Annotated in this window: 1 protein-coding gene; it reads left to right on the top strand. The window is 50.1% G+C overall.

Annotation, left to right across the window (positions count from 1 at the left end; all coding sequences use genetic code 11):
- The coding region (locus tag F457_RS13175; RefSeq protein WP_040921148.1) for an autotransporter-associated beta strand repeat-containing protein at window positions 1–1,445 on the top strand (1,445 nt) is incomplete at both ends.

Below are 1,445 nucleotides of genomic sequence, written 5' to 3' on the forward strand. Positions count from 1 at the left end.
TATGATGGGGTCATGTCAGGCAGTGGAAGCGTTAATGTCTCCAGTGGGAAGCAGATTTTCTCTGCAGACCAGCAGTATTCTGGTGATACATTAATTGGGAAAGAGGCAACGTTACAGCTGGGCACTGGTGGCACAACAGGGTCTGTTGTCAGTCAGTCCATTCATGATGATGGCACATTACGCATTAACCGTAGCAACGCGTATGATCTCTCTCAGATTGTCTCTGGCACAGGTAGTCTTGTGCAGGCTGGAACAGGTCGGACGGTTGTCAGTTCTGCGCAGACATATACTGGGGCGACAACGATAGAGCATGGGGTTCTGACTTTAAATGATAGCGGCTCTATTGAGAGCTCTGCGGGCGTTCACGTGCTTAAAGATGGTCAGTTTGATATTTCTGGCACCCCAGCACAGCCGCTCTCTCTGTTGAGCTTGTCTCTTTTTGCTGCAGATGATGCGGTACAAACGCGTAGCAGTGGGATAACCAAAACCATCCAGGCACTGGATGGAAGTGGCAACATTTCTCTAGGGAATAATACGCTACAGATTTCCCATGCCAATGAGCAGTTTGGTAATCTCTATTCAGGCGTTATTTCTGGGACTGGTGGTGTTAATATCACCGGTGGAAAGGAAATCTTTACAGGCCAACATACGTACACAGGAACGACAGCTGTATCACCCAATGCAGAGCTGACGCTTCTTAAGGGGTCTCTTCAGGGAGACGTTTATAATGAAGGAGCGGTCACCGTTGATGGTGGGCACGTTGCTGGGCAGAGCACGAATAACAATGCCAATGCTGTCTTAACGGGCCTTAATAAGGCTCAGTTTGGAGATATTAACAATCAAGCTGGGCAAGTTCTGTTACACCAGAGTACTGCGAATTCACTGACCAACCAAGGATATGTCCTTCTTGATGGGGCAACCATTACGGGTGCTGTGGATACAGGGAAGGGCACTTTTGATGTCTCTGCGCAGAATGCAACGGTTGGTTCACTCACGGGCGCAGGCAAAGGGACGCTATCGGGACTCCTGACGATTCAGCAGGGTCAGGGAACCTACGGTGGGGCTCTACAAGGGGCTGGTGGATTGACGGTTAATACCGGCAAGCAAATCATGACCGGCGATAGCACGTATAGTGGAACAACCACGATAGGCTCTCATGCTGTTGTGCAGTACGGCGATGGTGGTACGAGTGGACGTGCTACGGGATCAGCGATCGTTAATGATGGTCAGTTGATAATTAATCATAGCGACCGTGTTGATATGACATCGGCTATTTCTGGTTCTGGGCGATTTGATCAAGTTGGTTCTGGCGTGACGGTTCTGTCTGGGAATAATTCCTACACAGGGGACACGACGGCTGAGCATGGGACATTGCAAATTGATGGCGACCAGAGCAAAGCGACAGGAGCGACGACTGTACAATCTGGTGCGACCCTCGCCGGTAA

Origin of the sequence: Saccharibacter floricola DSM 15669 (assembly GCF_000378165.1) — a bacterium.
Taxonomy (GTDB): Bacteria; Pseudomonadota; Alphaproteobacteria; order Acetobacterales; family Acetobacteraceae; genus Saccharibacter; species Saccharibacter floricola.